The organism is Pseudomonas sp. B35(2017), from assembly GCF_002113645.1.
GTDB lineage: Bacteria > Pseudomonadota > Gammaproteobacteria > Pseudomonadales > Pseudomonadaceae > Aquipseudomonas > Aquipseudomonas ekonensis.
Genome location: NZ_NEIZ01000001.1, coordinates 179,341 through 201,727, shown reverse-complemented (window position 1 = coordinate 201,727; position 22,387 = coordinate 179,341). Strand labels below are relative to the sequence as shown.

Below are 22,387 nucleotides of genomic sequence, written 5' to 3'. Positions count from 1 at the left end.
CAACGTTCTTGTTCTTATAAGGTGAGCATGGGCCCGAAACGTGGACGGAGCATACACAAGCCGATTCACTTGCCAAACTGCTCCAGATCATAATTTCGCCGAAACTTCGCCCCGCCGGCTGCCCCGCGAAAGCCCCGGAACCAAGCGGGCCAACGCATGCGGCCGGTGACTGGCCGGTCGTCATCGGCAGCGCTTTCATCGGTTCATGCAACGCTTGGTTTGCCCGGGCCTGCGGCGCACCCTAGAATGCCCCGATGCGCGATGATCTCTCCCTTCTGCTGAACTCCCTCAACGATGCCCAACGCCAGGCCGTAGCGGCCCCCGTTGGCCGTCAATTGGTCCTGGCCGGTGCCGGCTCCGGCAAAACCCGAGTGCTGGTGCACCGTATCGCCTGGTTGATCCAGGTCGAAAACGCCTCGCCCCACTCCATCCTGTCGGTGACCTTCACCAACAAGGCCGCCGCCGAGATGCGCCACCGCATCGAACAGCTGCTGGGCATCAACCCGGCCGGCATGTGGGTCGGCACCTTCCACGGCCTGGCGCACCGCCTGCTGCGGGCGCACTGGCAGGAGGCCGGGCTGAGCCAGACCTTCCAGATCCTCGACAGCGACGACCAGCAGCGGCTGGTCAAGCGGGTGATCCGCGAGCTGGGGCTGGACGAGCAACGCTGGCCGGCCCGCCAGGCCCAATGGTTCATCAACGGGCAGAAAGACGAAGGCCTGCGCCCGCAGCACATCCAGGCCGGCGGCGACCTGTTCCTGGCCACCATGCGCGGCATCTATGAAGCCTACGAGGCCGCGTGCCTGCGCGCCGGGGTCATCGACTTCTCGGAACTGCTGCTGCGCGCCCTGGATCTGTGGCGCGACCATCCGGGCCTGCTGGCCCATTACCAGAAACGTTTCCGGCACATCCTGGTGGACGAGTTCCAGGACACCAACGCCGTGCAGTACGCCTGGTTGCGCCTGTTGGCCAAGGGCGGCGACAGCCTGATGGTGGTGGGCGACGACGACCAGTCGATCTACGGCTGGCGCGGGGCGAAGATCGAGAACATCCATCAGTATTCCGCCGACTTCCCGGACGCCGAAACCATCCGCCTGGAGCAGAACTACCGCTCCACCGCCGGCATCCTCAAGGCTGCCAACGCCCTGATCGCCAACAACACCGGGCGTCTGGGCAAAGAGCTGTGGACCGACGGCGGCGACGGCGAAGCGATCAGCCTGTACGCCGCGTTCAACGAACACGACGAAGCGCGCTACGTGGTCGAAACCATCGAAAGCGCCCTGAAGACCGGCCTGTCCCGCAGCGACATCGCGATTCTCTACCGCTCCAACGCCCAATCCCGCGTGCTGGAAGAAGCCCTGCTGCGCGAACGCATCCCGTACCGCATCTATGGCGGCCAGCGCTTCTTCGAACGGGCCGAAATCAAGAACGCCATGGCCTACCTGCGCCTGCTGGAAGGCCGCGGCAACGACGCCGCGCTGGAACGGGTGATCAACGTCCCGGCCCGGGGCATCGGCGAGAAGACCGTCGAGGCGATCCGCGAGCACGCGCGCCACAGCGATGTGTCGATGTGGGAAGCAATGCGCCAGCTGGTCGCCAACAAAGGCCTGACCGGCCGCGCGGCAAGCGCCCTGGGCGCGTTCATCGAACTGATCGAGAACCTCGCCGCCAAGTGCATCGACATGCCGCTACACCTGATGACCCAGACCGTCATCGAGCAGTCCGGCCTGATCGCCTACCACGAGGCGGAAAAAGGCGAGAAAGGCCAGGCCCGGGTGGAAAACCTTGAGGAACTGGTCAGCGCCGCGCGCAACTTCGAGAACACCGACGAGGACGAGGACCTGACGCCGCTGGCGGCGTTCCTCGGCCACGCGTCGCTGGAGGCCGGCGACACCCAGGCCGACGAGCACGAAGACAGCATTCAGCTGATGACCCTGCACAGCGCCAAGGGCCTGGAATTCCCTTACGTGTTCCTGGTGGGCATGGAAGAAGGCCTGTTCCCGCACAAAATGAGCCTGGAGGAACCGGGACGTCTCGAAGAGGAACGGCGTCTGGCCTATGTCGGCATCACCCGCGCCATGCAGAACCTGGTGATGACCTATGCCGAGACCCGACGCCTGTACGGCAGCGAGACCTACAACAAGGTGTCGCGTTTCGTGCGGGAAGTGCCCAAGGGCCTGATCCAGGAAGTGCGCCTGTCGAACAGCGTCAGCCGTCCGTTCGGCGGCAACCAGTCGATGAGCGGCAGCAATCTGTTCAGCGGCAGCGCGATCCCGGAGACCGGCCTGAGCCTCGGCCAGGCCGTGCGCCATTCGATCTTCGGCGACGGCGTGATCCTCAACTTCGAAGGCGCCGGCGCCCAGGCGCGGGTGCAGGTCAACTTCAGCGAAGGCAGCAAGTGGCTGATGCTGGGCTACGCGAAGCTGGAAGCGATCTGAAACTGAATCCGCCTTTGTGTGGGAGCGAGCCTGCTCGCGATGGCTTCAATGCGGTTCGTCAGTCGAACCGCGGCGTTTCAATCGCGAGCCGGCTCGCTCCCGCACCGGCGTGTGTGAACCTTGATCCGACAGGGAGCGATTCATGGGCTCAGGCTTCTTCTCCTCGTGGACCTTCTGGGCCCTGCTCTCGGCCTTGTTCGCCGCGCTGACCGCGATTTTCGCCAAGGTCGGCATCGAGAACGTCAATTCCGACTTCGCCACCCTGCTGCGCACCTTCGTGGTGCTGGTCAGCCTGGCCTTGATTTTGTACGCGACGGGCCAATATCAGTCGTTGGGATCGATCTCCGCCAAGAGCTACCTGTTCCTGCTGCTGTCCGGGTTGGGCACCGGCGCGTCGTGGCTGTGCTACTTCCGCGCCCTGAAGGTCGGCCCGGCCTCGCTGGTCGCCCCGGTGGACAAGCTCAGCGTGGTGCTGGTGGCGGTGCTCGGCGCGCTCCTGCTCGGCGAGAAGCTCGACCTGCGCCAATGGGGCGGGATCGGCCTGATCACCGCGGGCGTCGTCTTGTTGGCCTTGCGCCGCTGAATAGAAACCCGCTGAACCTTCCTATTTTTCCTACAGACAAATGTACATGGGCCTATTGCCTCGACCGAGCTGAACCTAGCCTGTCAGGCAAAAGCCCGAAACACTCTGCCGCTAGCCAGTAACACTTCAGCTGTGCAACATGGCGCGCGTGCTCTCCACAAACGGGAATACCCTTTATGAAACGTTTCCTCAGCATCGCCATGGCGTTGTGCATCGGCCTGACGATGAGCCTCGATGTCAACGCAGCCAAGCGCTTCGGTGGTGGCAAAAGCTCCGGCGCCGCGCCGACGCACCAGACCAGCCAGATGGCTCCTTCTTCCCCGGGCATGGGCGGCGCTGCGGCGACCGCCGGTGCTGCCGGTGCCGCAGGCGCGGCCGCCAAGGCCGGCGGTGCCTCGCGCTGGCTCGGCCCGCTGGCCGGCATCGCCGCCGGCGGCCTGCTCGCCTCCATGTTCATGGGCGACGGCTTCCAGGGCATGCAGTTCTTCGACATCCTGATCATGGCCCTCATCGCGTTCGTGATCTTCCGCTTCATCGCCGCCCGTCGCCGCAAGCAGCAGGACCAGTTCGCGCCGGCCGGCCATGCGCCGATGCAGCGTGAAGCGTTCGAGCAGAAGCCGGCCGCCATGGGCTCGATCTTCGGCGGGTCGGCAGCCCCTGCCGCCCGTCCGGTGATCAACGCACCGGCCTGGTTCAACGAACAGCGTTTCCTCGAAGCCGCCCGCAGCCACTTCCAGGCCCTGCAGCAGCATTGGGACGCCAACGAAATGGACAAGATCGCCGAGTTCGTGACCCCGCAGATGCTCGAGTTCCTCAAGCGCGAGCGCGCGGACCTGGGCGACGGCTTCCAGTCCACCTACATCGACAACCTCCAGGTGCAACTGGACGGCGTGGATGACCGTGCAGACAAGACCATCGCCACCCTGACCTTCAGCGGCGTGTCGAAGACCTCGCGTTTCGACCAGGGCGAAGTGTTCAGCGAAAGCTGGAACATGGAACGTCCGCAGGGCGAAAACCAGCCATGGCTGGTGGCCGGCATCCGCCAGAACGGCTGATCCCAGGCGCGTCAGGCCTGCAGTACCGAAAACCCCGGCCATGGCCGGGGTTTTCTATTTCGCGGTTGCATCCATAGCGAGCTACTGTATAAACCGCCCCATGCAAACCGCGCCATACAAGCAAGAGGATCCCGGACGTGGAAGAAATCATCGAACAACTGCGCGAAGCCAACGAGCCCGTGCCGGTTCCCCTGGAACTGCCTGACGAAGACCAACTGGTTGAGATCGAAGAACAGCTCTTCATCAACATCCCGTTCGTCTTCAAGGAGTTCCTGCTGACCGTCAGCGACGTGGTGTACGGCAGCCTGGAGCCGGTGACCGTCACCGACCCGCAGTCCCACACCTACCTGCCCGAAGTGGCCGCGAACGCCTGGGATGCCGGCGTGCCGCGCGACCTGATCCCGATCTGTCAGGACGGCGATGATTACTACTGCGTCGAAGAGGACGGCACCGTGGTGCTGTGGTCGGGCGAAGAGGAACTGGTCACCGAAGAGTCCTGGGAGTCGGTCTGGCACTGGGCACGGGACGTCTGGCTGGAAAGCTGATCCGCCCCGTCGCCCAGGGCGGCCTTCAGTGCCCCGACGGCTCCTTGTGGTTGTCGAGGGTCTCCAGCAAGGCCACCTGCATCCGTGTGTGCACCCGGATGAACCAGCGCCAGAGCAGCGCCGCCACGGCGGCCGCCACCACGGCGACCAGCACCAGCAACTTGTTGGTCGGCAAGATACTGGCCGACAAGGCTGCCAACAGCAGGAAAATCACCAGCAGCGAAAGAAGCGGAATCACTTCGGCGATCACCCGCCGCACCCGCTGCGTATGGCGTCCGGCCATTTCCGGCTTGACGCCCATCTCCGCCAACAGCATCGACAGCGCCTTGAGCTTGCGGTAAGCCGCGATCAGGAACGGCAACGACAGCAGCAGCGCCGCCCCCCAGATCAATGCCTTCTGCCAGCCCGGATCGGCGATCCAGTCCTGCAGCCACACCGAAATGCGCCCGGCGAAAAAGGCGCCGGCCAGGAAAATCGCGATCACCAGCGCCAGATTCACCCCGACCTGCAGCAGGATCCGCCGGATCATCGACGCCAGCAAAGCCCCTTCGCCACGGGGCTGGATGCTGCGCAGCCATTCGCCGTAGAGGCCGAACACCCGCCCCAGGCGCTGCGGCATGGCGGCGGACAGCTTGATCGACAGCGGATCGGCGGCGCGGATCAGGTACGGCGTCAGCAACGTGGTGATGACCGAGACCGCCACGGCCACCGGATAGAGGAAATGGCTGGTGACCTGCAGCGTCATGCCCAGCGCCGCGATGATGAAGGAAAACTCGCCGATCTGCGAAAGCCCCATCCCGACCCGCAGCGAGGTGCGTCCGTCGTTGCCGGCGATAAAGGCACCGAGGCCGCAGGACAGCATCTTGCCCAACACCACCGCCACGGTGATGACCGCGATCGGCCAGGCGTACTGCAGCAGGATCATCGGGTCGAGCATCAGGCCGATGGCGACAAAGAAAATGGCGCTGAACAGGTCGCGGACCGGCTCGATCAGGCGCTCGATCTTCAGCAGCTGCCGCGACTCGGCCATGATCGCGCCGATCAGGAAGGCGCCCAGCACCATGCTGTATTCCAGCTTGACCACCAGCAGGCAGAAGCCGAAGCACAGGCCCAGCACGGTGATCAGCAGCATCTCGTTGCTTTCGAATTTCGCCACGTAGGCCAGCAGGCGCGGCACCAGCAGGATGCCGATGACCAAGGCGACGATCATGAACAGCGACAGCTTGCCGACCGTGGAGAACACTTCGCCGGAGCTCACCGTGCCGCTGACGGCGATGCTCGACAGCAAGGCGATGATGCCGATGCCCAGGATGTCCTCGACGATCAGCACACCGAAGATCAGCTGGGCGAAACGCTCGTTCTTCATCTTCAGGTCATTGAGTGCCTTGACGATGATGGTGGTCGAGGAAATGGCCAGGATCGCGCCGAGGAACAGCGAATCCATGGTGTTCCAGTCGAACCAGCGGCCGATTTCGTAGCCGATCCAGATCATCAGCACGATTTCGAGGAAGGCCGCGATGAACGCCGTGGCGCCGACCTTGAACAGCTTGCGCAGGCTGAACTCCAGGCCCAGGCAGAACATCAGGAAGATCACCCCCAGTTCGGCGAGGGTCTTGATGGTGTCTTCGTCGTGGATCAGGCCGAACGGCGGCGTGTGCGGGCCGATGATGAACCCGGCGACGATGTAGCCGAGCACCACCGGCTGCTTGAAGCGGTGGAACAGCACGGTCACCACGCCCGCGACCAACATGATCACTGCCAGGTCCTGAATGAAACTGATGGCATGCATGGCGTGGGCTCCTTGAATGGCAAGGCTGGCCGCTGGCCTGGGAAACAGGCTGGGCAAGCTGAATGAAAATCCGCTTTTGGTGTGGGAATCGCCCTTGGGAAGTGGCTTTGGCAGGGTAACACCGCGACTTCCGGCCGGAAGGCGGTGCAATATATGGAAACAGATCGATCGGGCGTGACGGCGGCCAGTTGCCCGGCGTCCCGATAACGGTGGTTTGAAAAACGACCAGGCGCCCGCAGAGGCGCTTCTTCCAGCAATCCTGCCTTGACCCGTGAGAACGTTATGGAACCCGGAAACGCCCAGCTGTCGATGACGGTACTGATGACACCCGACATGGCCAACTTCTCTGGCAATGTCCATGGCGGCACCCTGCTCAAATACCTCGACGAAGTGGCCTACGCCTGCGCCAGCCGTTACGCCGGCCGGTACGTGGTGACCTTGTCGGTGGACCAGGTGATTTTCCGCGAGCCGATCCACGTCGGCGAACTGGTGACCTTCCTGGCGTCGGTCAACTACACCGGCAACACCTCGATGGAAGTCGGCATCAAAGTCGTGACCGAGAACATCCGCGAGCGCTCGGTGCGCCACACCAACAGTTGCTTCTTCACCATGGTCGCGGTGGATGACCAGCGCAAGCCTGCGCCGGTGCCGCCGCTGCAGCCGCAGAACAGCGAGGAGAAGCGCCGTTTCATGCAGGCCCAGCAGCGCCGGCAGATTCGTCAGGAGCTGGAGAAGCGCTATCAGGAGATCAAGGGCGACGCGTGAGCCCTTCGGCCTGGAGCCGCTTCATCGACAGCCTTCGCGGGCACGTCGCACCGCCGCTGTCAGGCGGTGTCCCTGCTGACGCCATCGCCAGCAGGCAGGCTCCCACAGTTTGCGTGGGTCACAGGCTGATCGGGGTCGCCTCGAATTTCACCCGCGGATGGGCGATCCGGTCCTGGGCCCGCACCAGCTGCAATTCGTAGCTGGCGCAGGCCTGGGTCTCCAGCAGCACCTCATGCACCGCCGCCGCGGTGAACTCGAACGCCGCCAGCAGGCTGTCGCCCAGCAGCACCCGCGCCAGGAACAGCCCGGACGTCAGGTCGCCCACGCCCACCGGCTGCCGCGGGAACGCCAGCAGAGGACGGCGCAGATGCCAGCTGCCCTCGGCCGTCACCAGCAACATCTCGAACCCTTCGGCCGGCTTGCCCGGATAGTCCAGGTGCTTGACCAGCACAGCCTTGGGACCGCGGGCGAGCAACGCGCGGGCCATGGCCAGGCAGTCGAACAACGACTGCGGCTTGCGTCCGGCGAAGCTGTCCAGCTCCAGCTGGTTCGGGCACATGATGTCGGCCACCGCCGCCGCCTCTTCCAGCAGAAAGTCGCTGACCTCCGCCGGCACGCTGCAACCCTTCTCCGGATGCCCCATCACCGGATCACACAGGTAAAGGGCCTTGGGATTGACCGACTTGATCCGCGCCACCCCTTCGAGAATCGCCCGGCCCTGGGCGGCGCTGCCCAGGTAGCCCGACAGCACCGCATCGCAGTTGCCCAGCTCGCCGATGGCGGCGATGCCTTCGACCAGCTCCGGAATCCGCTGCGGCTGCAGCACTTCGCCGGCCCACTGGCCATACTGGGTGTGGTTGGAAAACTGCACGGTGTTGAGCGGCCAGACATTCACCCCGACCCGCTGCATCGGAAAAACCGCAGCGCTGTTGCCGGCGTGGCCGAACACCACATGGGACTGGATGGCGAGCAGATGAGGCGTACGTTTCATTCGGGATTTTCCGTAAAACGATTGAAATTCAAGCCGCGCAGTATGCGACGAAACGCAGCCTGTACGACAGACCGGCGACGCAGTTAAGCTGATGCCCTCTTTTGGAGTTTCCCGTTGATGCTGACCCTGGAAAACATATTCGTGCTGATGCTGTTCGCCGCCGCCGGCGCATGGCTCTGGCACAACCACGGCTTGCGGGAGCGCGCGCTGGAACGGGTCAAGCAGCATTGCGTGAACGTCGGCGTCGAGCTGCTCGACGGCAATGTCGCGCTGAAGCGGATCGGCTTCATCAAGGACGCCAGCGGCCGCCGGCGGCTGGCCCGGGTCTACGGCTTCGAATTCACCGTGACGGGCGAGACCCGCCACAACGGCACCATCACTCAGTTCGGCGCGCACAGCGCACAGATCGAACTGGCACCCTACCCGGCGCCGTTCGACGAGGCGCCGCCGGTGGCGGACGTCGCCAAGCCCCGGGCCGAAGTGATCGAGCTGAGCCAGTGGCGGCAGGAACACACCAAGTGGAAGCCCTGAGCTAGGCGACCCCGATCCGGCAACCCGCCAGACCTGCCTGCAATGTCGCGGCATCCTGCCGCTCGGCGAAGATCAGCTCGATCCGCGAGTCCTTGCGCCATTCGCTGGGCTGCCATGGCGCCGGCGCGTTATCCAGGGCATTCATCGATCGCCAGCCGTCCGCGCTGTGGATCACCAGTTTCGCCCGACGCCAGGCCAGGCTTTCCAGCCACTGCCGGACACGCGCGCTGTCGAAAACCTGCCCCGGGTGCCAGCGCCAACCGATGCTCCAGCCATCGTCCTGGGCCTGGTGCAGGCAAATCGGCAGCGCCGGATCGCTCCAGACCGCCGGGATCTGCGCCAACCCCTTCGGCACATTCAACGGCTCCGCCCCCGCCACCGCCTGCGCCGTCAGACCCGGCAGCTCGCTCAGCGGCATCCGGGCTTGCTCCGTCCAGATAAACCTGACCGCCGGCAATTGCGCGGCGATCGCTTGCCGCGCTGGCTCTGCGAGGTTTTCCGATTTGTTCAGCAACAGCAGGCCGGCGCCGGCCAAGGCCTGCCTTTGCGTGTCCGGCAGCGGCTTGCCGTCCGCCAGCGCCTGGGCATCCAGCACCAGCACGCAAGGCTGCACAGCCAGGACACCCAGCCAGGGCGCCTCGCCCAACTGCTTGAGCAACTGCGCCGGATGCCCAAGCCCCGACGGTTCGATGAACAGGCGATCCGGCCTGGCCTTGCGCAGCAGCCGACCGAGCCCGACCTGGAACGGCGCGCCGTTGACGCAGCACAAACAGCCGCCGGCCACTTCGCCCAGTGCGATACCATCGGCGTCGCGGGTCAGCAGCGCGGCGTCGAGGCCGATCTGGCCGAACTCGTTGATCAGCACCGCCCAGCGCTCGTGCGCCGGGCGCTGGGCCATGAGCTGGCGGATCAGGCTGGTCTTACCTGCACCCAGCGGCCCGGCGATGACGTGGGTGGGAATGTTCTGCAACATGGCTGAAGTGTTCTGGAGGTCGAAGATGCGGTGGATGGGATGGTCGTTGCTGCTGGCGCTGGTGTCGAGCGAGGCGCTGGCCCAGGCCTGCGTGGTGCACAGCCAGGCGGAACGGCTGGACGTGAAGGTCTGCCAGCAGAACCGCAACATCCCGCAGAAACTGTTCAGCGACGGCTTCTGCCGACCCACCCTGGCCGGGCAGACCGTCGAGGTCCAGTACGTCGACCAATGCCCCGCCGGCGCCTTCGGCGTCTGCAGCGACGCGCAAGTCGCCAATATGCCCTATCGCCAGGATATCCACTATTACGGCGTGGCCTCCGACGCGGCGTACCTGCAACCGTACTGCGAGAACCAGAGCCACGGCCGCTGGCTCAAGCCTTGAGGCGCTAGCCGAGCCAGTCGAGGGTGAGCATCAGCCGGCGCTGGCCCGGCGCCGGTTGCGGCGAACGGTGGATCAGGCCGAACCCTTCGTTTCCATGCCATTTCTCGCCCTTGAGCAAGGCCACTTCACCAGCCTTCAGCCGCTGGATGCTCGACGGCTCTGCGGGCTCGGCGTCGGGGTTGCCCAGCAGACGGCGATCCATCGATCCTTCGCTGAGCCATTCGCTGCCGATGCCCGCATAGGTGGTGATCAGGCGCACCGGCACATGATCGACGTGAAACCGCGGGCACATGGCCTTGTCCAGCACCCGCAGGCGCAGGCCGATGCGCGTGGCGCCGAGCAGGCAGGCGAAGGCGCCCGTCAGCCATTTCAGGTCGGCGACAAACGCTTCGTGGCCGGCCAGGTCGCGGAACTCGCCGGCGAGGCCGTCCAGGTCCGGCTCCGCCTCTTCGTCAGGCAGCTCCAGGCACAGCGCTTCGGCGTACGGCACCTCCAGCGACAGGAGCAGATCCGCAAAATCCGCGATGTGCAGCGGCAGTTGCCGTTGCCAGACCGCGAGGTTGATGTCGTCCTCAAGGATCCGCGCCAGATCCTGCGGCGTGGGCCCCTGATGCTGCACACGGGTGGCGCGATACGACGGGTTCAAGGCGAGCATCAGGCAGCCTCTTCGTGCCAAGGGCCGAACGGATCCGGCCACTGCCGCCAGCCCTGCGCGCCGACGGCCATTTCCGCGTCGCTCAGCAGGCAGTCATCGAGGTCCGCCGTGAGCTGCGCGAAATCGATGTCCTGACCGATGAACACCAGCTCCTGTCGGCAATCCCCCACACTGGCCGTCCAGTTTTCCATGATCGCGGCAGTGCTTTCCCGATCCTGCGGCCATTGCTCCTTCGGTACGAACCGCCACCAGCGCCCGGCGAACCCATGGCGCATCAGGCCGCCGGCCTGCGACCAACTGCCGGCGTCGGCGGGTTTGCTGGCCAGCCAGAAGAATCCCTTGGAGCGCAGCAGTTTTCCGTTCAGCCAGGGCCGGTTGAGGAAGTCGAAAAAACGCTGGGGGTGGAACGGCCGCCGGGCCCGATAGGCTGTGGAGGCGATGCCGTACTCTTGGGTTTCGGGAACATGCTCGCCGCGCAGCTCCTGCAGCCAGCCCGGGGCCTGGGCGGCCTTCTCGAAGTCGAAACGGCCGGTGTTGAGGATCTTCGCAAGCGGCACTTCACCCATCACCATCGGGATGATCTCGGCCTGAGCGTTCAGGCGCCTGAGGATGGCCATCAGCTCTTCCCGTTCACGGCTGCCGATCAGGTCGATTTTGCTGATAAGCAGCACGTCGGCGAATTCGATCTGTTCGATCAGCAGGTCGGTGATGGAGCGCTCGTCCTCCTCCCCCAGGACTTCACCCCGTGCGGCGAGGCTTTCGGCAGCTTGATAGTCGGGCAGGAAATTCAGGCCGTCGACTACAGTGACCATGGTGTCGAGGCGAGCGATGTCAGCCAGGCTTTGGCCCTGCTCGTCGCGGAAGGTGAAGGTTTCGGCGACCGGCAACGGTTCGGAGATACCGGTGGACTCTATCAGCAGGTAATCGAATCGGCCTTCACGGGCCAACTGGCCGACTTCTTCGAGCAGGTCTTCGCGCAGCGTACAGCAGATGCAGCCGTTGCTCATCTCCACGAGTTTCTCTTCGGAGCGATTCAGGCTGACATCACGCTGGACTTCGCTGCCATCGATGTTGATTTCGCTCATATCGTTGACGATGACGGCCACACGCAGGCCGCCCCGATTACGTAGTACGTAATTCAGAAGCGTACTTTTTCCGGCGCCGAGAAAGCCTGACAAAACGGTCACTGGCAACATGTATGACATGGGGTAATCCTCATCAAACGGTCGGTTTTTGCGATCTGGCGCTCTTGAAGCCTCCAGGAGGCCACCACAGAAGCAGGCGCTTGAAAATCAGGGGGTAAAGGCGATTCAAATTAATGTTATAGTATAACAATATGAGTTGACCACTCTTCTCTTGCCCCAAGCGCCGTCGCGCAGGAAGCTGTACACCGTCTAACCTGTCGGAAATTGCCATGAAACAGGCGCTGAAACGCACGCTGCTGGGCCTTGGATTGCTGCTGGCCTCAACCGCCTGGGGACAACTCCCCGGCCTGGCCACGTGCACACGCAGCGCCAACCTGCTGGCCTGCGTCGATGCCGAGGGCAACGCCTACAGCGTCAACACCGTGGGCAGCACGATCTACCTGCGCGGCTTCGACAAGGCCGGCCAACGCTATTGGGCGCAAACCAACAGCCGCTACGGACAACTGACCTTCTTCACAGGCATCGCGACCGACGGCGAAGCCTGGGTCGGCTATAACCGCCGCGTGGGCTGGACCACGATCAACCGCTATTCCAGCTCCGGCGGCGGCAGCGCCAAATTCACCTGCAACCGCCTTACGGGCTGCTAGACCACGGGACTTTTCTGCGCCTGCTGCCAGGCGAGGTAGCTGTCGAGCGGCGGATTCTTCTGAAAGTAGCGCTGCAATCCCTCGAACAAACCATCGGCAATTGCCTGTTGGTGGCGGGGGTTCACCAGTCGTTGGCTGTCGCGGGCATTGGAGATGAAACCGGTCTCCACCAGGATCGACGGCACATCCGGTGACTTCAGCACGGCAAATCCGGCCTGTTCCACGCGTTTCTGATGCAGCGTGGTAATGCCGGCGAGACTGCCGAGCACCGTACTGCCCAACTGCAGGCTGGCGGCGATGGTGGCGTTCATCGACATATCGAGGATCACGCCAGCGAGCATTGGATCCTTGTCTTTGAGGTTGAGCAGACTGGTGGCGCCAAGCAGATCCGCACCGTTTTCACGCTGGGCCATGAAGCGTGCGGTGGCCGACGTCGCACCCCCTTCAGACAAGCAGTACACCGACGCCCCGGCTGCCGTCAGACGAGGGGCCGCATCGGCGTGCACGGAGATGAACATATCGGCCTTGTGCTGACGGGCGATGTCCACACGCTTGCGCAGTGGAACAAAGAAGTCGTCGTTGCGCACGAGCTTCACATCAAACCCTTTCTCCCGTTTCAAGCGCCGCGCGAGCAACTGCGAAATGGACAGCACGACGTCCTTTTCCCGCGCACCTTTGGCGCCCACGGCCCCCGGATCCTTGCCGCCGTGCCCCGGATCCACTACGACAATGATGTCGCGTTTGGCGTGCGCCCTGGAGGTCTGCGCGAGTGTTTCACGTGGAACCATCGGTGCTGGCGCTGCGCTGCTTACCAGATCCAGCACCAAGCGATGACCTTGGCCGTCCTGGGGTGCCAGCAAGAAGCTGTTCAACTGCGTTGGATTCTTCAGATCCAGCACGATCCGTGTATCACCGCGCCCATAACGTCCGGAACGGATGGAGCGGATGACCGTGTCCTTCAACGGCAGTTGACTGAAATCACCGCTCGCCTCCGCTCCTGCCACATCGATGATCAGACGATCCGGCGAGCCCAAGGAGAACGTCTTGTAGCTCACCGGGCCGCTGAGATCGAACACCAACCGCAGCTTGTCGTCGGATCGCCACAGCCGCGCCTGACGGATCTGCGCGGCTTTCGCACCAAAGGGAAAGGCCAAGGCGACGCTGGCCAGCATCAGGTGAAGCAAGTGACGTCTGTGCATAGGAAAGCCCGCTCATGAAAAAGGCATCGCGATTGTAATTGTTATAATATAACATCAATTCAAATCACACGATGGACCCGCTCATGAATGCGTTGACGCTTCCGGATATCGCAGCGCAAGCCGCTCGCCAGCCCCTTGCGCTCGAATGGGTGGGCATGCGCGGCATCGCACTGCCCGTTTTGATCGAGGGACAACGCCTGTGCGCCAAAGCGGATGCTGGCGTCAGTCTGGACGACGGCGAGGCCCGGGGGATTCACATGTCCCGGCTTTACTTGGCGCTAGAAAGTCTGGAAACAAAGAACCTGAGCCCCAGCCTCATGCGTGAGGTTCTGCAGGCTTTTCTCGACAGCCACACAGGTCTGTCGAGCAGCGCTTACCTGAACATCCATACCGATCTGATGCTCAAGCGGCCGGCATTGGTCAGTCCGTTGGCCGGCTGGAAGGCCTATCCCGTCACCCTCGCCGCGCACCTGAAAAACGGAATGTTCCACGTGGAACTCAAAATCGAGGTGCCGTATTCGTCGACCTGTCCTTGCTCGGCGGCGCTCGCGCGGCAGTTGATCCAGCAACAGTTCGTTGACGACTTTGCCAACAAGCCTCTTCAACACGCCGATGTGTTGGCCTGGCTGGGCTCGACCCGAGGCATTGTCGCCACGCCCCACAGCCAACGCAGCACCGCGCAATTGCACCTACACCTCGATGCGGCGACAGAACACCTCTCGCTAACCGATTTCATCAACCACGCTGAAGCCGCCGTCGGCACCGCCGTCCAGACCGCCGTGAAACGCGCCGACGAACAAGCCTTCGCCCTTGCCAATGGGCAAAACCTGATGTTCTGCGAGGACGCTGCCCGTCGCTTGAATCTGGCCCTGCGCCGCTCGCCCGGAGTCCGTGAGTTCCATCTGCGAGTGATCCACGCCGAAAGCCTCCACGCCCATGACGCCGTCGCCGAAAGCCGCTGGCGGCGGGAGGCTCAATGATCCGTTGCCAGTCCTTGACGTGGGGAGCACTCGGCCAACCGCTGACCCCCGCTCTCTCCCTTTCTCTGGAGACCGGCAGTCTGACCGCCGTGGTCGGGGTGAACGGCAGCGGCAAGAGCAGCCTGCTCAAGGTCATCGCGAAACTGCAGAAGCCGTTGTCGGGCAGAGTCGACTTGGGTGTTCCACGGCAAGGCGGCCTGTCCTTCTTGCCCCAGCAACAGCAATTCGACCGCCAGTTCCCTATTACCCTGCGGGAACTGGTGGCGGCGGGTTTCTGGGGACGCCGGTTGTCTTCACCCTTGCGAAAGCGGCGCCTCGCGAACGCGCTGGAGGACTGGCAACTGAACGGCCTGGAACAGCGCCCGCTGATGGCCCTCTCCGGCGGCGAACTGCAACGCGCCCTGCTCGCCCGCCTGAGCCTTGCCGATACGCCTTTGCTGTTGCTCGACGAGCCGCATGCCGCACTCGATGAACAGGGGCAGGCATTGCTGTGGCAGCACCTGCATGCCTGGCACGCGCAAGGGCGAACCCTCGTGGTGGTTTGCCACGACCTCGCCGCCGTCCGTCAACACATCCCCCATACCCTGCTGATCAGGCACACCGGCTGCGTATACGGCAGCACCGCCGAACTGATCGAGCAGACACTCCCACCGCAGGTGGCCTGATGCGCACCTTCGTCCACCTCTGGCAACCGTTCCACGAATTCATGTTCATGCGCCGGGCCCTGATCGGCGGGCTGCTGCTGGCCTGCAGCACAGCCCCCTTGGGCGTGTTCCTGATCCTGCGCCGCATGAGCCTGATCGGCGACGCCGTCGCCCACGGCATTCTCCCCGGCGCGGCGCTCGGCTTCTGGTTCGCCGGGCTGAGTCTGCCCGCCCTCACCGTCGGCGGACTCGGCGCAGGTTTAGGCATGGCCGGGCTCGCCGCCTGGATCACCCGTCGCACCGGCCTTCGCGAAGACGCCAGCCTCGCGGCGATCTATCCCATGTCGCTGGCGGCCGGCGTGCTGATTCTGGGCATCGCCGGCAAGCGTCTGGATTTGCTGCACCTGCTGTTCGGTTCGGCACTCGCGGTGGACGGGCCGACGCTCAACGGCATGCTGGGAGTGTCCGCCCTGAGCCTGACGGCCATGGCGCTGATCTATCGGCCGCTGGTGCTCGACACCCTCGATCCGCTGTTCCTGAAGACCGTCAGCCGGCTCGGCCCGATCGCCCATGGCGTGTTTCTGACCCTGGTGGTGCTGAACCTGGTGATCGGCTTTCAGGCCATCGGCGCGCTCATGGTGGTCGGGCTGATGATGCTGCCCGCCGCCGCTGCGCGCTTTTGGAGCCGGCGCCTGCCGGTTCTGATCGCCATCGCGGCGCTGATCGGCTGCCTGTCGGTCTGGTTCGGTTTGCTGTTGTCGTTCCACTGCTCGCTGCCCAGCGGCCCCGCCATCGTCCTGATCGCGGGCGTCGGCTACCTGCTGTCCGTGGTGTTCGGACCGATCCACGGTCTGTTGCGCCGCCCGCCTTTGCTCACATCACCATGAGGTGTTTTCCGATGCGCGTTCTATTACTGCTGTTCAGCCTGACGCTGTCGATGTCGTTGTCGGCGGCGGAAAAGATCCCGGTGGTCACCAGTTTCAGCATTCTCGCCGACCTGGTGCACCAGGTCGGCGGCGAGCATGTGCAGATCACCGACATGGTCGGGCCGGATGCCGATGCCCATACCTACGAGCCCACGCCGGACGACGCCAAGGCCCTGCTCAAGGCCCGGCTGATCGTGAAGAACGGCCTGGGGTTCGAGCCCTGGCTGGATCGCCTGGTGAGCAGCACCGCCACCACCGCGACGGTGGTCACCGCCAGCCGCGGCGTGATTCCGCGCTCGCTTGACGAGGACGGCGAAACCGTCCCCGACCCGCACGCCTGGCACAACCTGGCGAACATCGAGCTGTACATCGCCAACATCACCAAAGCGCTGAGCGCCGCCGACCCGGCCAATAAATCCGACTACGAGCGCAACGGCCAGGCCTACCTGAAACAGATCCACGCCCTGCTGGCCGACGCCCGCGCCAAGCTCGGCTCGCTGCCGCCGGGCAACCGCAAGATCGTCACCAGCCACGACGCCTTCGGCTACCTGGGCCAGGCCTACGGCATCGACTTCATGGCGCCGCAAGGACTGTCCACCGAGCGTGAGCCGTCCGCCGCCGAAGTCGCTGCATTGATCACCCAGATCCGCCAGGCGAAGGTCAAAGCGGTGTTCATGGAAAACATCAAAGACGCACGCCTGCTCAAGCAGATCGCCGAAGAGACCGGCGCCCGCATCGGCGGCACCCTGTACTCCGACGCCCTCGCCGCCACCGGACCGGCCAGCACGTTCGCCGGCCTGTTCGAACACAACCTCAACACCCTCTACCAAGCCCTGGGCCAACCATGATCCGCAAGAACCCTTCCGGCGACCTGCCGCTGATTGCCGAATCCGCCTACGTCGACAAAACCGCGATCATCTGCGGCAAAGTGGTCATCGGCGAAAACGTGTTCGTCGGCCCCTACGCGGTGATCCGCGCCGACGAAGTGGACGCCTCCGGCGCCATGGAGCCGATCACCATCGGCGCCAACTCGAACATTCAGGACGGCGTGGTGATCCACTCCAAGTCCGGCGCGGCGGTGACCATCGGCGAGTACAGTTCCATTGCCCACCGTTCAATCGTGCATGGCCCGTGCAAGGTCGGCGATCGGGTGTTCATCGGTTTCAACAGCGTGCTGTTCAACTGCGCCGTCGGCAACGGTTGCGTGGTGCGGCACAACTCGGTGGTGGACGGACGCGACCTGCCGGATGCGTTCTATGTCCCCTCCACCACCCGCATCGGCCCGGGCACCGACCTTTCGCAGTTCCCGCCGGTGAGCGTCAGCGCTTCGGAGTTTTCCGAGGACGTGGCGCGCACCAACGTCGATCTGGTGCGCGGCTACAAAGCCCTGCAGAACGAGTTCTGAGCCATGGGCAACCTGCTGATCCGCCATGCGCGGCTGGTGAACGAAGGACGGGAATTCGAAGCGGACGTGCTGGTCAGCCATGGCCGCATCGTCAAAATCGCCTCAAGCATCTTCGGCGAGAACGCAGCGCAGGAAATCGACGCCGCCGGCCAGTGGCTGCTGCCGGGCATGATCGACGACCAGGTGCATTTCCGCGAACCGGGCTCGCCGGCCAAGGGCAGCATTCACTCTGAATCCCGCGCGGCCGTCGCCGGGGGCATCACCAGTTTCATGGACATGCCCAACACCTCCCCGGCCACCCTCACCCTCGACGCGCTGGCCGACAAGAAGCGCCGGGCCGCCATCGGTTCCGTGGCCAACTACGGCTTTCACTTCGGCGTCAGCCAGGACAACCTCGACACGGTGGCCGCGCTCAACCCGTGCGAAGTGGCCGGGGTGAAAGTGTTCATGGGCGCCTCCACCGGCAACCTGCTGGTGGACGATCCACGGATCCTGGAACGGCTGTTCGCCGAGGTGCCGACGATCTTGCTGGCCCACTGCGAACACACGCCCAGCATCGAGGCCAATGCCGCCAGGCTGCGCGAGCGCTACGGCGAGCACCTGCCGCCCGACGCCCATGCGCTGATCCGTGATGCCGAGACCTGCTACCGCTCCTCTTCGCTCGCCGTGGACTTGGCCAGACGCCACGGCACCCGCCTGCACGTCCTGCACCTCACCACCGCCCGCGAGCTGGAACTGTTCGAAGACAAACCGCTGACCCAAAAACGCATCACCGCCGAAGTCTGTCTGCACCATTTGCTGTTCGACGACCGCGACTACCCGACGCTGGGCAACCGGATCAAATGCAACCCGGCGATCAAATCCCGCACCGACCGCGACGCCTTGCGCCAGGCCTTGCTGAGCAACCGCCTGGATGTGATCGGCAGCGATCATGCGCCGCACACGTGGGCCGAAAAGCAGCGACCGTACGACCAGGCGCCGGCGGGCTTGCCGCTGGTGCAGCACGCCTTGCCGGCGCTGCTGGAGCTGGTGGCCGACGGCGTGTTGCCGATCACCACCCTGGTGGCGAAGACCAGCCACCGGGTGGCGGATCTGTTCGCTATCCCGGACCGGGGTTATTTGCGTGAGGGATATTGGGCGGATCTGGTGCTGATACGACCGGAGCCGCAAGGGGTCGCCGTGTCACGCCAACCGGTGCTGTCGCAATGCGGGTGGACGCCGTTCGCCGAACGGCGGTTCAGGCATCGGGTGAGCCTGACCGTCGTGTCGGGACAGATCGCCTGGGATGGCCAGCGGGTGAACGAAGGGTGTCGGGGGTTGCCCCTGAGGTTCATGCGTTGAATCGGTGACGCGTTCGCGGGCAAGCCTTCCCGGCTTGCCCGCGAAGCCTTTCAGGCTCTTGGCTTGACGGTGCCGCAGTCCTGCCCCAACCACACCGCGCGGGTTTCCAGGCTGCCCTTCTGGTTGATGCCGATGGCATTGAAGGTGCCGTTGGCGACCGTGGTGAACTCCCGGTCGCTGAGGAACGTCGCCACGCCGGTGCCTTGGGCCCGCGGGCAACTGAAGCGGAATTTCCACTGGTTGCCGTTGCGCTCGGTGATCTGCTGCTTGCACCCCGACTGCGGATCCGCCAGGGGAATGTCGTTGGTCGCCACTTGCTGCGGCGTCAGGCAGGCGCGGATGCCCTTGCCGCCGATGTTGATGCCTTGCTTCTCCAGCGCCGCCCGTTGCTGCGGCGTGATTTGCCCTTGAATCTGGCCGAGGATCGATTGCACGTCCATGGCCTGGTCATCGACCTTGACGTTGCTCGACGTCATTTCCCACAAACCCGGCTGCAGCATTTGCGCTTGAGCAACCACCGGCAAAGCCAAACCCAGGCCCAGCGCCAAACCCAGCAGACGAACGTTCATTGCGAGACTCCTGATCAGTAGTGGCCGTTAGACGTCGGCCGGTCGCTTCGGTTCATGCTCCAATTAAATGGCGACAACCGCAACGGAACATGGTCTGTTAGGCATTGAAACTTCAGGAGCACGGCTGCCCCATGGATTACTTCGGACCGCACCTCTTCGGTTACCTGATCGCCCTGATCCACACCCTGGGCTCGATCGCCGCCCTTCACGCGGTGCTGACCGTGCGCACAGCGCAAGGCTCGATCGCCTGGGCGCTGTCGCTGATCTTCATTCCCTACCTGACGCTCATCCCGTACCTGGTCTTCGGCCGCAGCACCTTCGACGGCTACATCAAGGCGCGACGCCAGGCCAACGAACAGATGCGTCAGGCGATCTCCGAACTCAACTGGAGGCCGTGGGTGGAAGAGGCCCTGACCGCCCGCGCCTCGAATGCCTACGCCTCGTTGCGCGCGATGCCCCGGCTGGGACGGATGCCGTGCCTGGCCAACAACGACGTGCAACTGCTGGTGAACGGCCCGGCCACGTTCAAGGCCTTGTTCAACGCCATCGGCCAGGCCAGGGAGGCGGTGCTGATCCAGTTCTTCATCATCCACGACGATCAGCTCGGCCAGCGCCTGCGCGACCTTTTGCTGAAGAAGGCCGCCGAAGGCGTGGCGGTGCATCTGCTCTACGACCGCATCGGCAGCCATGCCCTGCCCCACAGCTACGTGCAGGCCCTGCGCGACGGCGGCGTCGAGGTGCGGGCGTTCGCCACCCGCAGCGGCTGGCTCAACCGCTTTCAGGTGAATTTTCGCAACCACCGCAAGATCGTCGTGGTGGACGGCATGACCGGTTTCGTCGGCGGCCACAACGTCGGTGACGAGTACATGGGCGAGAAACCGCCGCTGGCACCGTGGCGCGATACCCACATTCAAGTGCGCGGCCCGGTGGTGGCCTGCATGCAGGAATCGTTCGCCGAGGACTGGTTCTGGGCCGCGCGCGCCCTGCCGCCGATGATCCTGCCGGAGGCCTATCCGGAGGACGGCGTGCTCTGCCAATTGCTCGCCAGCGGCCCGGCCGACCCCTACGAGACCTGCTCACTGTTCTTCGTCGAAGCGATCCACGCCGCCACCGAGCGGGTGTGGATCACCAGCCCCTATTTCATTCCGGATGAAGCGGTGTTCGCGGCATTGCGCCTGGCGGTGCTGCGCGGCGTCGATGTGCGGCTGCTGCTGCCGTCGCGCCCCGACCACCGCATCGTCTACGCCGCCTCCAGCCTCTATGCGTTCGAAGCCGTGCGCGCCGGGGTGCGGGTGTTCCGCTACAAGCCCGGGTTCCTGCACCAGAAGGTGGTGCTGATCGACAGCGAAATCAGCGCCATCGGCAGCGCCAACCTGGACAACCGCTCCTTCCGCCTCAATTTCGAAGTGATGCTGCTGACCGTGGACAGCGAATTCGCCACCCGCGTGGAGCAGATGCTCAACGATGACTTCGCCCAGGCCAACGAGATCGCCAAAGACGAAAGCCGGGAGATCCACCACCTGCAACAGGTCGGCATGCGGATCGCCCGGCTCATTTCGCCGATTCTCTGAGGCCTACGGATTGTAGATGTCGTCCCGGGTCCACGGCAGTTCATGGCTGCCGTCGGGGTGGGCCTTCACGGCGAGGATCTGGTGCAGGTTGATCCAGCCGTGGGCGAAGGCGTAGGCGCATCCGGCCAGATACAGGCGCCAGATGCGCAGCGCTTGCTCCGGCACCAGTTTGGCGGCGGTCTCCAGGTTGTCCTCCAGGCGCTCGCTCCAGTGGTCCAGGGTGCGCGCGTAATGCAGGCGCAGGCTTTCGACGTCGACGATCTCCAGACCCGCCTCGCTGATCTCGGCAGAGATCATCGCCAGGTGCGGCAGCTCGCCGTTGGGGAACACGTACTTCTCGATGAAATCCCCGGCGCCGCGTCCCACCGGACGACCGTCGGTGTGCTTGGCGGTGATGCCGTGGTTCATCACCAGGCCGCCCTCCTTCACCGCACCGAACAGGGTCTTGCAGTATTCGGCGAGGTTGGCGTGGCCCACATGCTCGAACATGCCGACACTGACCACTTTGTCGAAACGGCCGTCCTGGGGCAGGTCGCGGTAGTCGAGCAACTGCAGCTCGACCTGGTCTTCCAGCCCTTCGGCCTTGACCCGCTCGCGGGCCAGCGCCAGTTGTTCCTTGCTCAACGTGATGCCGAACACCTTCGCGCCGAACTCACGGGCGGCGTACCGCGCCAGCCCGCCCCAGCCGCAGCCGACATCCAGCAGGTAGTCGCCGGGCTGCAGGCGCAGCTTGCGGCACAGATGGCGGAACTTGGCCTGCTGGGCCTGTTCCAGGGTTTCGCTGCCGGTTTCGAAGTAGGCGCAGGAATACGCCATGTCGCTGTCCAGCCACAGCTGATAGAACGCGTTGGACAGGTCGTAGTGATAGGAAATGGCCTTGGCGTCGGTTTCCTTGTCGTGGAGCGAGCGCACCGGTTGGCTGCCTTCGTCTTCGTCGAGCAGCGCATTGCTCAGCTCGTCGCAGACCCGGATGACCTCGCTGATCGAACCTTCCAGTTCAAGCTTGCCCTCGACGAACGCCGCCCCCAGCGCGTCCAGGCTTGGATGGGTGAACTGGGTGACCATCTGCGGGTCCTTGACCACGATGGTGACGCTGGGCGTCGGCCCGAGATTGAACTCATGGCCGTCCCAGAGCCGCAGGCGAAGCGGTAGCTGCAGTTTCTGTAAGGCCGGTGGAAGTTGCGCGAGCATGGAATATCCCCCTGGTTTCAGACGTCTGATCTGAGGGTAGACCATCCTTGAAAAATAGCAGG

23 protein-coding genes are annotated in these 22,387 nt (G+C 64.2%); 15 read left to right on the top strand and 8 right to left on the bottom strand.

Going from position 1 to position 22,387, the window contains the following annotated elements:
• Positions 1 to 254 precede the first annotated feature (254 nt).
• The 4 genes from uvrD (at position 255) to CAG41_RS00935 (ending at position 4,621) form a co-directional block, all read left to right on the top strand.
• A complete protein-coding gene (uvrD, locus tag CAG41_RS00950) occupies positions 255 to 2,438 on the top strand; it encodes a DNA helicase II (protein WP_085630291.1) in 2,184 nt (727 codons plus the stop codon).
• Between the two features lie 142 nt (positions 2,439 to 2,580).
• The gene (locus CAG41_RS00945) at positions 2,581 to 3,021 is read left to right on the top strand and encodes an EamA family transporter (protein ID WP_085579156.1); all 441 of its coding nucleotides are present in this window, start codon (positions 2,581 to 2,583) and stop codon (positions 3,019 to 3,021) included.
• A 176-nt stretch (positions 3,022 to 3,197) separates the two neighbouring features.
• Complete coding sequence (locus tag CAG41_RS00940) at positions 3,198 to 4,076, top strand: Tim44 domain-containing protein (RefSeq protein WP_085579158.1); 879 nt, start codon at positions 3,198 to 3,200, stop codon at positions 4,074 to 4,076.
• A 137-nt stretch (positions 4,077 to 4,213) separates the two neighbouring features.
• The gene (locus CAG41_RS00935) at positions 4,214 to 4,621 is read left to right on the top strand and encodes an SMI1/KNR4 family protein (protein ID WP_085579160.1); all 408 of its coding nucleotides are present in this window, start codon (positions 4,214 to 4,216) and stop codon (positions 4,619 to 4,621) included.
• A 25-nt stretch (positions 4,622 to 4,646) separates the two neighbouring features.
• Here the strand turns inward: CAG41_RS00935 and CAG41_RS00930 are convergent, their stop codons facing one another.
• Positions 4,647 to 6,410 (bottom strand): cation:proton antiporter, encoded by a 1,764-nt coding sequence (locus CAG41_RS00930; protein WP_085579162.1) that lies wholly within the window; start codon positions 6,408 to 6,410, stop codon positions 4,647 to 4,649.
• Positions 6,411 to 6,692: 282 nt separating this feature from the next.
• Here CAG41_RS00930 and CAG41_RS00925 point away from each other — a divergent pair, with 282 nt between their 5' ends.
• Complete coding sequence (locus CAG41_RS00925) at positions 6,693 to 7,175, top strand: acyl-CoA thioesterase (protein ID WP_085579164.1); 483 nt, start codon at positions 6,693 to 6,695, stop codon at positions 7,173 to 7,175.
• 118 nt (positions 7,176 to 7,293) lie between these two features.
• Here the strand turns inward: CAG41_RS00925 and pdxY are convergent, their stop codons facing one another.
• Positions 7,294 to 8,166 carry a pyridoxal kinase PdxY gene (pdxY, locus tag CAG41_RS00920; protein ID WP_085579166.1) on the bottom strand — a complete coding sequence of 291 codons (873 nt, stop codon included), beginning with the start codon at positions 8,164 to 8,166 and terminating at the stop codon, positions 7,294 to 7,296.
• Positions 8,167 to 8,283: 117 nt separating this feature from the next.
• Between pdxY and CAG41_RS00915 the strand changes: the two genes are divergently transcribed.
• Positions 8,284 to 8,697 (top strand): DUF3301 domain-containing protein, encoded by a 414-nt coding sequence (locus tag CAG41_RS00915; RefSeq protein WP_085630450.1) that lies wholly within the window; start codon positions 8,284 to 8,286, stop codon positions 8,695 to 8,697.
• Position 8,698: 1 nt separating this feature from the next.
• On the opposite strand, the gene CAG41_RS00910 is transcribed toward CAG41_RS00915, so the two are convergent.
• Positions 8,699 to 9,670, bottom strand: coding sequence for a GTP-binding protein (locus CAG41_RS00910; protein WP_085693762.1), 972 nt, complete (start codon positions 9,668 to 9,670; stop codon positions 8,699 to 8,701).
• Positions 9,671 to 9,695: 25 nt separating this feature from the next.
• Between CAG41_RS00910 and CAG41_RS00905 the strand changes: the two genes are divergently transcribed.
• Positions 9,696 to 10,052: an NADH:ubiquinone oxidoreductase gene (locus CAG41_RS00905; RefSeq protein WP_085630300.1), complete on the top strand. Its 357-nt coding sequence runs from the start codon at positions 9,696 to 9,698 to the stop codon at positions 10,050 to 10,052.
• 4 nt (positions 10,053 to 10,056) lie between these two features.
• On the opposite strand, the gene CAG41_RS00900 is transcribed toward CAG41_RS00905, so the two are convergent.
• A complete protein-coding gene (locus CAG41_RS00900) occupies positions 10,057 to 10,707 on the bottom strand; it encodes a DUF1826 domain-containing protein (protein WP_085579172.1) in 651 nt (216 codons plus the stop codon).
• Entirely contained in the window at positions 10,707 to 11,912 is a 1,206-nt protein-coding gene (gene zigA / locus CAG41_RS00895; protein ID WP_085630302.1) for a zinc metallochaperone GTPase ZigA, read from the bottom strand. Before zigA ends, CAG41_RS00900 begins: the two co-directional genes overlap by 1 nt.
• Positions 11,913 to 12,121: 209 nt before the next feature.
• Here zigA and CAG41_RS00890 point away from each other — a divergent pair, with 209 nt between their 5' ends.
• Entirely contained in the window at positions 12,122 to 12,499 is a 378-nt protein-coding gene (locus CAG41_RS00890) for a glutamine synthetase (RefSeq protein ID WP_085655924.1), read from the top strand.
• Here the strand turns inward: CAG41_RS00890 and CAG41_RS00885 are convergent.
• Complete coding sequence (locus tag CAG41_RS00885) at positions 12,496 to 13,698, bottom strand: N-acetylmuramoyl-L-alanine amidase (RefSeq protein ID WP_085630304.1); 1,203 nt, start codon at positions 13,696 to 13,698, stop codon at positions 12,496 to 12,498. The genes CAG41_RS00890 and CAG41_RS00885 overlap by 4 nt on opposite strands.
• Before the next feature lie 83 nt (positions 13,699 to 13,781).
• On the opposite strand from CAG41_RS00885, the gene folE2 reads away from it, so the two are divergent.
• The 6 genes from folE2 to CAG41_RS00855 are packed head-to-tail and all read left to right on the top strand — an operon-like array spanning position 13,782 to position 18,994.
• Entirely contained in the window at positions 13,782 to 14,678 is an 897-nt protein-coding gene (gene folE2 / locus CAG41_RS00880) for a GTP cyclohydrolase FolE2 (RefSeq protein ID WP_085706621.1), read from the top strand.
• Positions 14,675 to 15,343 (top strand): metal ABC transporter ATP-binding protein, encoded by a 669-nt coding sequence (locus CAG41_RS00875; RefSeq protein ID WP_085630308.1) that lies wholly within the window; start codon positions 14,675 to 14,677, stop codon positions 15,341 to 15,343. Before folE2 ends, CAG41_RS00875 begins: the two co-directional genes overlap by 4 nt.
• The gene (locus CAG41_RS00870) at positions 15,343 to 16,209 is read left to right on the top strand and encodes a metal ABC transporter permease (protein ID WP_085706620.1); all 867 of its coding nucleotides are present in this window, start codon (positions 15,343 to 15,345) and stop codon (positions 16,207 to 16,209) included. The genes CAG41_RS00875 and CAG41_RS00870 overlap by 1 nt, the downstream gene beginning before the upstream one ends.
• Positions 16,210 to 16,220: 11 nt before the next feature.
• Positions 16,221 to 17,096: a metal ABC transporter substrate-binding protein gene (locus tag CAG41_RS00865; protein ID WP_085638662.1), complete on the top strand. Its 876-nt coding sequence runs from the start codon at positions 16,221 to 16,223 to the stop codon at positions 17,094 to 17,096.
• Complete coding sequence (locus tag CAG41_RS00860; RefSeq protein ID WP_085579189.1) at positions 17,093 to 17,653, top strand: DapH/DapD/GlmU-related protein; 561 nt, start codon at positions 17,093 to 17,095, stop codon at positions 17,651 to 17,653. The genes CAG41_RS00865 and CAG41_RS00860 overlap by 4 nt, the downstream gene beginning before the upstream one ends.
• 3 nt (positions 17,654 to 17,656) lie before the next feature.
• Positions 17,657 to 18,994 carry a dihydroorotase gene (locus tag CAG41_RS00855; protein WP_085706619.1) on the top strand — a complete coding sequence of 446 codons (1,338 nt, stop codon included), beginning with the start codon at positions 17,657 to 17,659 and terminating at the stop codon, positions 18,992 to 18,994.
• A gap of 50 nt (positions 18,995 to 19,044) precedes the next feature.
• Here the strand turns inward: CAG41_RS00855 and CAG41_RS00850 are convergent, their stop codons facing one another.
• Positions 19,045 to 19,563, bottom strand: a complete 519-nt coding sequence (locus tag CAG41_RS00850) for a DUF3617 domain-containing protein (protein WP_085579193.1) — start codon at positions 19,561 to 19,563, stop codon at positions 19,045 to 19,047.
• 131 nt (positions 19,564 to 19,694) lie between these two features.
• On the opposite strand from CAG41_RS00850, the gene cls reads away from it, so the two are divergent.
• Positions 19,695 to 21,134, top strand: a complete 1,440-nt coding sequence (gene cls / locus CAG41_RS00845; RefSeq protein ID WP_085630316.1) for a cardiolipin synthase — start codon at positions 19,695 to 19,697, stop codon at positions 21,132 to 21,134.
• 3 nt (positions 21,135 to 21,137) lie between these two features.
• Here cls and cfaB read toward each other — a convergent pair whose 3' ends face one another.
• Entirely contained in the window at positions 21,138 to 22,325 is a 1,188-nt protein-coding gene (gene cfaB, locus CAG41_RS00840) for a C17 cyclopropane fatty acid synthase CfaB (RefSeq protein ID WP_085579199.1), read from the bottom strand.
• Positions 22,326 to 22,387: the final 62 nt, after the last annotated feature.